4 protein-coding genes are annotated in these 3896 nt (G+C 32.3%); 1 reads left to right on the top strand and 3 read right to left on the bottom strand.

Going from position 1 to position 3896, the window contains the following annotated elements:
- Positions 1–153: 153 nt before the first annotated feature.
- Positions 154–867: an acetolactate decarboxylase gene (gene budA / locus OEZ61_RS07880; protein ID WP_034532268.1), complete on the bottom strand. Its 714-nt coding sequence runs from the start codon at positions 865–867 to the stop codon at positions 154–156.
- A 952-nt stretch (positions 868–1819) separates the two neighbouring features.
- Entirely contained in the window at positions 1820–2542 is a 723-nt protein-coding gene (locus OEZ61_RS07875; RefSeq protein ID WP_034535311.1) for an MIP/aquaporin family protein, read from the bottom strand.
- A gap of 661 nt (positions 2543–3203) precedes the next feature.
- Here OEZ61_RS07875 and OEZ61_RS07870 point away from each other — a divergent pair.
- Positions 3204–3773: a TetR/AcrR family transcriptional regulator gene (locus OEZ61_RS07870; RefSeq protein ID WP_034535314.1), complete on the top strand. Its 570-nt coding sequence runs from the start codon at positions 3204–3206 to the stop codon at positions 3771–3773.
- 38 nt (positions 3774–3811) lie between these two features.
- On the opposite strand, the gene OEZ61_RS08300 is transcribed toward OEZ61_RS07870, so the two are convergent.
- On the bottom strand, positions 3812–3896 hold an 85-nt coding region (locus OEZ61_RS08300; RefSeq protein WP_354669371.1), incomplete at its 5' end, for an IS3 family transposase.

Genomic DNA, 3896 nt, shown 5'->3' with positions numbered 1-3896 from the left:
TTATTAATAATTTTTGTAAATCCTAAACCATTATAATAATCTTTAATGGCAGCTAATTTTAATTCTTTAGAAAACATAAAAGAACCCCTTAGGTTAGATTTCTCCAACTCAAGGGGTTCAGTTCACTGACAAATATGTCAGTCCTTTTTATTTTTATTCAGCTTCTCCGATAGCACCAGCAATGTCATCATTTGAGAAATCATGTTTCATGAAGTCGTCATTTGATGATGGTAATTTTTGAACTAATTCATCAAGCTTTTGTACTTTAATATCGCCAGAAACCATCTCGAAATCAAGTAAATGACCACCTACTGATTTATCATCAGCCAAGAAATGAAGATGGAATCCACCAACAGATGGTCCATTGAATAGCTGTGGTGAGTAGTATCCAATTACTGTACCCTCAACATCTTCTTTTTCAAATTCATTTTGTTCATGAGCACATTCAACAAGTGTTGGATATGGTTTTGATTGTTTATGAACTGATCTTGTCTTTACAGACTTAAATGTCCCGTGGGCACGAACTGAGTAGAAAACATTATTCCAATCTAGTTCAGAGGACACTTTTTCTTCTAAGTCTTCCATTTTTACTAATGCATGAACATTGGCTAAATGTTCAAAACTAGCAAAATGAACATCAGCAAATGGAACAGTGAAATCACCATCTAGTTCATTGACGTTTCCTTGACCATCGATTTGATATGCAACACCGTCTAAGATAACAAGTTCACCATCTAGACCGTCACCAGTGCCAATACCAGTGTCACCGTGTTTTAATAATTCTTTTAATGGTAATGTTCCTTCAAACAACCCAGGAACTAACATTGCTAACGTACCGTATTGGTATAAAGTATTAGCGTTATTCATTACTTTTCATCTCCTAATTAATTTATTCCAGTCTATCACAATGAAATAATTATGAGTAAAAAAATAACCGATACCTACGAAAGTATCGGTTATTGATGTAAAAATTAAAATTACCCAGTGCCTTGAATAATTTTAATTTACGATCAGCTTATTTATGGAATATCGATTCACGTAAGAACTGGTTTGCTCTTTGCTTACTAATTATATTCAGGGAAGAATTCATAATCGTTTTTTGGAGTGAGCATACCATGAAAGTGCATAATAATATTTATATGAACACATGCAAACGTAATAAATGTTTCAACTTTATTTATCTACTTATGGACGAGAGAATTAATTTACAAACTCGGGGAAATTCATAAATTAACGGATTTCATCTTTTAATTACCAGCGCGACTTGATAATTAATAGACTTAGAGATAGTTTTATAAGAAAGTGTATGAATAAAGTTCTCAAAGAAAGTTAGACTAAGGTTACACGATTTCATGGTATTAATTTGTTGTGGCTCTTAGTGAATCGATGCACCACCAAAATTTATTATTATTGGTGTTATGTTATGCTACAATTCCACGATTTTTAAGCAATTCTGAAGGTGCATAAATCACTTGATAGACAAATCAGGGGCATCCAAATCAAGCAATCATATTCTAATAAATAAACATCTAGAGTTTAATCACAAAGATTAAACAAAGAGAAGACTAGCAATCTTAACAGTTGCGATAACGATTAAGCTGTTAACCAACTCTTCGAAGATAATAATATAATTTTGGCAAAACACTGTCAAAACGGCAATTAATAGACTTTTATCATATTAATATTTGTTAAATCAGCTATAAAACAAGCTTTTATTTTTTTAATTGCACAATAAGTCTATTTGATGCATTTAAAACTTAACCAAAAATAAAAAAGAGAAGAAAATCTTAACATTTTCCTCTCTTTTATTTTTTAATGATTAAAATATAGTTTTATATAGGATTGCAGCAAGAGTTGCCCCAATGATTGGAGCTACGATTGGCACCCAACTATACTTCCAATGTGAACCACCCTTGTTCTTAAATGGACAAAAAGCGTGCACAATTCTTGGCATGATATCTCTGGCTGGATTCAATGCTGGTCCGGTAGGCCCACCAAATGAAATAACCAAACACATTACTAGAAAACCTAATGCAATAAAGTCAGCACGTGGATCTAGTTTGTCGGCAGTCATTGCTAACGCACCCAATACCAATAAGAAAGTTCCGATTAATTCGTTAATGAAACCATTTAAGTAACTGTGAGCCGAGTCAATGGTTGCAAAAGTTCCTAAAACACATTCACAGTTAGTAGTCTTGTCATAATATGGCTTGTAAGTAAGTACCACCGCGATTTGACCAACTGTTGCACCTAACAATTGAGCAACAATATATGGTAATACTTCATGCCATGGAAATTGGTTTGTAAAAGCCAAAGCAAGTGTCATTGCTGGATTAATTTGGGCTCCAGAAATTGTCGCAAACATCATTGCGGGAATCATAACCCCGATTCCGTATCCAAAACCAATTAATACCCATCCACCATGGAAACCTTTAGTTCCCTTCAATTCGACATTGGCAACTGATCCGTTACCCAATGCGACCATGATGGCTGTTCCAATAAATTCAGCGATGCATCTAGTTAATAACGTGTAATGATCCAAAATTTTCTACTCCTTTATATAAACTACACAGTATTTACTCCATCATCTTTATCTTGCTCAAGTTCTTCCATCCGTTTGATAAACGGCAACGCTCCTACAAACCAACCTGGAGGCATAAAAAAAGAGTTGCAAAATCAGAATCGACTTTATAACTCTCGCCATAATTTCTTCTCCAAACTAATATGTAGTAATTTGTTGATAGTATGTTAAACCATAACAGTATATCGATAATCTTGTTGAAACGAGTTATTAGACAGCGTGTATAACTTTTTGATTATTGTTATTTCCTTAAGATTTTAAATAATCAAGTCAAAATTTTTCTAACAACTCATCAAAAATAATTATATGACCCAAACTACCGTTTTTCAATAACTAATAAAGATTATTTAACTACTTTTCATAAACGTTTATTGCTTGCTTATAATTCAACGATTTCATGTTAAGTTTAGTTTATAAAAAGCACCCTTTCTATAAAAACTTTTTATATCAATCTTAATTAAAATATATTTTAAACTTTTTTGTATAAACTTAATTAAATTTGCAAAAACTTAAGTATTTATCTAACTAGATAAGATTATAATTATAAGTATGGCAAAGATTTAATGTAATTCACATTACTCAGCCCTGAATAGTAAAAATTTATAAGGGGGATTTAATCATAATGTTTATTAAAAGCAAATCCAAGAAAAGAATCGTAATGTCTTTTCTAAATTTATCGGCTCACCAAGACATTAACACAATTAGTACAAACGACATCATCGAAAACGCAAATATTTCTCGTGGTACTTTTTACAATCACTTCAAGAATAAAATCGACATCGTTAACTTCATCGAAACTAGCATCAGCCATTCTTTAGATGAACAATTTGTTAACGTTGATAAAAACTATGATAACTTTTTCTATATTTTAAGCGAAAAGGTATTCCCAATTGTCTATGATGATCGTGAATACATCAAGGTTCTATACGAATTCTATGAACCCCAATTATTTTCGTTTTTAAGTAGCCACTATTCTAAATTCTTAGTTCCTTATTTCGAGAACTATGATGAAAAGAAATACGGCATTCCTAAGTACTATGTGTTAACTTTCTTCTTCAGAGTCATTTTAGACGCAATTATGTCATGGATTTCGCAACCAATTCCATTGTCAGTTGAAGAATTCAAGAAGGTGTTCTACCGCCTAATCAACACTTCAATGACTGAAATTTGTGGAATTGTTATTAGAAGATAAAAAAAGAAGTGACCTGAACCCCTAAAATTGGAAGATGGTTATGCTATTTTCTGGGAGGAATTGATCCGGTATTCAACCGGTGACATTCCTCCCAGTTTTTGTTTTATACGATAATTGTTGTAA

Source organism: Apilactobacillus sp. EABW-1NA (assembly GCF_030398685.1).
GTDB lineage: Bacteria > Bacillota > Bacilli > Lactobacillales > Lactobacillaceae > Apilactobacillus > Apilactobacillus waqarii.
This window is presented reverse-complemented; position numbering and strand designations above follow the sequence as displayed.